Genomic DNA, 4,696 nt, shown 5'->3' on the forward strand with positions numbered 1-4,696 from the left:
AGGCCCATTCGATGATTGTGGCAACCGCCCACAGACACGGCATATTTCTGCGCGACACGCAGCCCAGGAAGGGTTTTTCTTGTATCCAGGAGTTTTACTTGGGTGTGCTCTACGATCTCTGCGTAATGTTTCGCTAGGGTTGCAGTTCCTGAGAGTGTTTGAATAAAGTTCAAAGCGCAGCGCTCGGCAGTAAGAATACTTCTGGCATTGCCGCTTAGGCTCAAGAAACACTCATCTTTCTCGACGAGGTCACCCTCAGCTTTGTGCCATTGCACTTGCATTGATTGATCAACAGATTGAAATACTGCATTCGCCCAATCGACACCGCAGAGCACCATATTCTCGCGCGTAATTACTTTCGCGCTTGCCTGTTGTGACGCTGGAATAAGCTGAGCGGTAATATCGCCGTTACCGATGTCTTCAGACAGGGCAAGCTCAACATTATTCTTGATGGCTTTAGTCAGTGTTGCGTTGTCGATCATCTTTGTACTCAGGAATGATGTGAAGACCGCGCATTATAAGGGCTTTAGCGAATAATTCTACGTCTTTAATAAGCCTGTATGTGACTTTGATGGCACCCTGATAAAGAAGTAAAAGTCTCATGTTGGTGACTATGTCGTTACAGTTATGCTCTTAGGCAGGTTGCGATGAGGACGGGCTAGTATCACCGTGCGCCAGCTGTCTATCTTGGTTTCAAAGTGAGGAAGGTGATGATATTGGCTATAGAGTGAAAGTGAATAGAGTGTGCGTAATAGAAACGGAGGGCGGTCTTTTTGTGGTGCCTCTGGCCAATCATATGTGCTTTGGTGCGAACAATTAGTGAACAATATTCACGCGAAGGATTAGGCTTATTTCAATCTCGGGCTAAACTTCCCCTAAATCTAGGCTTGTCGCGAAAGCCATACGACTCTCGCTGCGGCTTTACGGCTCTCTTTGTGTGAACCAATTCGCTTTGCAACAAAATGTGACACGCGATAATAAAATGACGCCATATACTTATAAAACAGCTCAAAAATTGACGCTCATTTTGATGCTAAGCACGTATACTATTCGTCAAATAACCTTCTTGGAAAAGATATGGCCACCGCAAAAGTGATTGGAATACATGGAGTAAAGGCACCGCAAGGACAAGCTTCTCGCCCATTGCCTGCGGAGTTTACGAAACTCCGCGATCACGCTAAAGAGCGTATTCGCGCTCTCATGATCGACTTATTTAACAATGCTGATGACGCTTTATTCGCAATGGTTGATAAGTCCGGTGCTGACCAAGCGACTTATTTTGAGGCGATGCGTGAGCTTAGACTGCAGAAAAAGTCGATATTGATTTCAACACTGGGCCCGGCCTTACGCTCCTTTTCCGATACGAGTTCAGGTATCAAAGGTTCGAGTAAAAAAACTGAAGCGGAGGATTTAGATACCTTAAGCTTGGTTGCAGAGGAAGATCTTGAGTTCGACGTTGCTGTAGAAGGCATGGTTCAGCGGTTAGCGGCGGAAGCGGCGGAACCCCTCAAAGCATTCAGGGTTCGCGTTTGTCATATGCTAAAAGCGAAGGAGATAGGTGATGAAGAGGTTCCAGTTTCACCTGAAATACTATGCCGAGGCTTTGTCGAAGGTTGTATGAATCTTGAGGCCGATATCAAGGCCAAGCTGATTGTTTTTAAGTTGTTCGAACGCTATGTGCTCGCAGAAATGCCTAATGTATATGAAGAGTTTAATAAGCTATTAGCCTCAGCGGGGATAATGCCAGACTATAAACCTACCCATAAGGTTTCAAAGAGTGCGCAATCCGGTTCTGCGGACAAGTCTCAGCAACCTGAACAAGATGTTTCGCCGAATGGTGCGCGCAATGAGAGCGATGGCGTTGGCTTTGATTTGAACGTGCTTCGTCAACTGCTCCACCCGCAAGGGCAGCCAATGACAAATGGCGCAACGTCCGCAGCGGGTATGCCGAATCTTAAAGTCATACCTCATCAAGATATTTTAAATACGCTGTCATTGTTTCAGAGTAATGGCCATGAAGCCGTTGCTAACTTCATTACGCCAAATCAGTCTATCGATTTTCAGGCATTGCTCGCGGCGCGTTTAGGTGGTTCAGAGCAAGGCAAGGTGTGTAATGATGTCGATGCTGATGTTATCAACCTGATTTCGATGTTGTTTGAGTTCATTCTTGAGGACAGGCAGCTTCAGGCTGAGATGAAGGCAATAATCTCTCGCTTGCAAATACCACTTCTCAAAGTAGCACTGATCGATAAAACCTTCTTCAGTAAGGGTGGACACCCCGCACGTAAACTACTCAACGAGATTGCATCGTCTGCGATTGGCTGGACTTCGCCAAGAAGTGGTCGAAGAGATCGTTACAAGGAAAAGCTCGAGAGTATTGTCGAGCAAGTAACAGACGGTTTTGACGATAACGTAACAATGTTTCAGGAGCTACTAGAAGACTTCAATCAATTTGTTGATGTTGAGCGCCGCAGGGGGTTGCTGGTTGAACAGCGTACAAGAGACTCCGAGAAAGGCAAAGCGGCAGCCGTTGAAGCGCGTCTGGCAACGCAGGAGGTTATTAACAAAGCGATTGACGGGCGCGCTGTTCCTGATCTGGGAATGGAGTTATTGAAAGACGCCTGGAGCAATGTATTAGTGTTTAAATATTTGCGCGAAGGCGCAGACAGTCAAGCGTGGCATGAGGCGGTAGACGTTGTGACTCAGCTTGTTTGGTCGCTTTGCCCAGATCCCAAGGAGCCAGAGGCACGTGCAAAATTATTGCAGCTGATTCCTAATTTGGTAGCCAAAGTGCGGGCTGGATTTCAAGACGTGGCGCTGGATGAAACGTTGGCGAAACGATTGCTCGACAAGTTAGAAGATCAGCACGTGCTTTCTTTGCAAGCGCTTCAGCAGCAAGTTGATTTGCAAGAAACCGCAGAGCATCTTGATTCTTACAAAGATCGCGCGCGTGTCGGGATTGATGAGAGTGTTTCTGCTCAAAATGATGAGGTGAGTGATCTTGTTCGGTCCACCTTAGAATTGGAAGAAGATTTCAAACAGTTGCAAGAGGCATGTGAACAAGCCGATGAGAAACACGCGGGTATTGAGAGTCAAAACGAAAAACTACCCAAAAAGCAGGAAAATATCGTTTTGGTTGAAGAGTCAAACGAATCGGAAGGCTCAGAACTAGCCGAAGATAGTCCGTTCGTTCAGCAAGTTGATCGATTTGTGGTTGGGTGTTGGTTTGAGTTTGGTTCCAAAAATTCCAATGAGCGCTGTAAGTTGGCCGCCGTGATTCGTTCAACAGGCAAGCATATTTTTGTCAATCGAGCGGGTGTGAAAGTTGTGGAGAAAAATCGAATGGCGTTGGCCGAGGACCTCCGTTCAGGTGAGCTGCAGGTGCTGAATGACGGCTTACTTTTTGATAGGGCGCTTGAATCGATTATTACTAATCTACGTTCATAAGGTATGCTAGCAGACGATTTTTTTAGTCTTTGAGAACATTATGAATATCGTTGAAGGTTGGTTGGATTCAGCAATTCGCTGTCCTTCGCCGAACTACAACCAACGTCCAGAGGCCGAGCCTCCCAGTCTTCTTGTTATACACAATATTAGCCTTCCTCCTGGCCGCTATGGTGGAGGCTATATCGAGGCGTTTTTCCTGAATAAACTGGATTCTGCTCAAGATCCATATTTTGAGCAAATTCAAGACTTGCAAGTCTCTGCTCACTTTCTTATAGCGCGAGAAGGCAAGATTACTCAGTTTGTTTCGTGTCTTGATCGCGCTTGGCACGCTGGCGCTTCGAATTTTTGTGGGCGAGAAAATTGTAATGATTATTCTATTGGGATTGAGTTGGAAGGACAGGATTTCGAAGCTTATACATCGGCTCAGTACGACGCTCTAAAAGAACTTGCAGGTGCAATTATCAAGGCCTATCCAAAGATAAATACAGACAGCATCGTCGGACACTGCGACATAGCGCCCGAGCGGAAAACCGACCCAGGTCCGTCTTTTGACTGGGACCGTTTTAAAGCATCTATTTAACCTAGATTTCTACCCAGCCAGGCTGCACCACGAACACCGCTAGAATCACCATGTTTAGCGGGAACTATTTTGGTTCGTAGGGTGCCAGAGAAAACATGTGGAAAAAGGGCTTTCTTCAGGTTTTTGTATAGAAATGACATGTTGCTTAAGCCGCCACCTAAAACGATACATTCCGGGTCCAAGACGTTGATGACGGTTGCTAGGGCGGCCGCAAAATGCTCCGTGTAGTATTCCTCCGCTTTGATTCTTTGGTCTAAGTCGTGGTGGTTTATAATTTCTTCAACCCTTTTGAATTGGGTGTTGTTAGAGGTGTTAAAGAAACGGACGAATGCCGGACCGCACAAGTAGGTTTCTATACAGTGCTGTCGCCCACAGTAACAAGGAGGATTGTGCAGAGCGCGGTGGCTGGAGGGCATGGGGTTGTGCCCCCATTCGCCTGTTATGGCATTCGGCCCAAGTATTGGCTTTTGGTTAATGCAGATGCCCCCTCCAACGCCGGTTCCTATTATCACGCCAAATACACTCTGGCTCTTCGATGCCGCACCGTCGCAGGCTTCGCTGAGCGTAAAGCAATCTGCATCATTGGCGATTTTAATTTCTCGCTGAAGGCAATTTTCTAAATCTTGTTTCAGAGGGTGCCCGATAAGCCAGGTAGAGTTTGCATTTTGA

General features: G+C 46.7%; 4 protein-coding genes. 2 read left to right on the forward strand and 2 right to left on the reverse strand.

Annotated features, from left to right (window positions below; translation table 11 throughout):
* Positions 1-482: nicotinate-nucleotide diphosphorylase (locus tag A3751_RS08305; RefSeq protein ID WP_369821234.1), on the reverse strand; the 482-nt coding region annotated here is incomplete at its 3' end.
* Between the two features lie 595 nt (positions 483-1,077).
* Between A3751_RS08305 and A3751_RS08310 the strand changes: the two genes are divergently transcribed.
* Together A3751_RS08310 and ampD are read left to right on the forward strand one after the other, a co-directional pair.
* Positions 1,078-3,447, forward strand: coding sequence for a DUF1631 domain-containing protein (locus A3751_RS08310; protein ID WP_068454294.1), 2,370 nt, complete (start codon positions 1,078-1,080; stop codon positions 3,445-3,447).
* A gap of 40 nt (positions 3,448-3,487) precedes the next feature.
* Positions 3,488-4,027, forward strand: coding sequence for a 1,6-anhydro-N-acetylmuramyl-L-alanine amidase AmpD (gene ampD / locus A3751_RS08315; RefSeq protein ID WP_068454297.1), 540 nt, complete (start codon positions 3,488-3,490; stop codon positions 4,025-4,027).
* On the opposite strand, the gene A3751_RS08320 is transcribed toward ampD, so the two are convergent.
* The coding region (locus A3751_RS08320; protein WP_068454299.1) for an ROK family protein at positions 4,024-4,696 on the reverse strand (673 nt) is incomplete at its 5' end. The two genes, ampD and A3751_RS08320, sit on opposite strands and share 4 nt — an antisense overlap.

This window comes from Oleiphilus sp. HI0080, assembly GCF_001635135.1.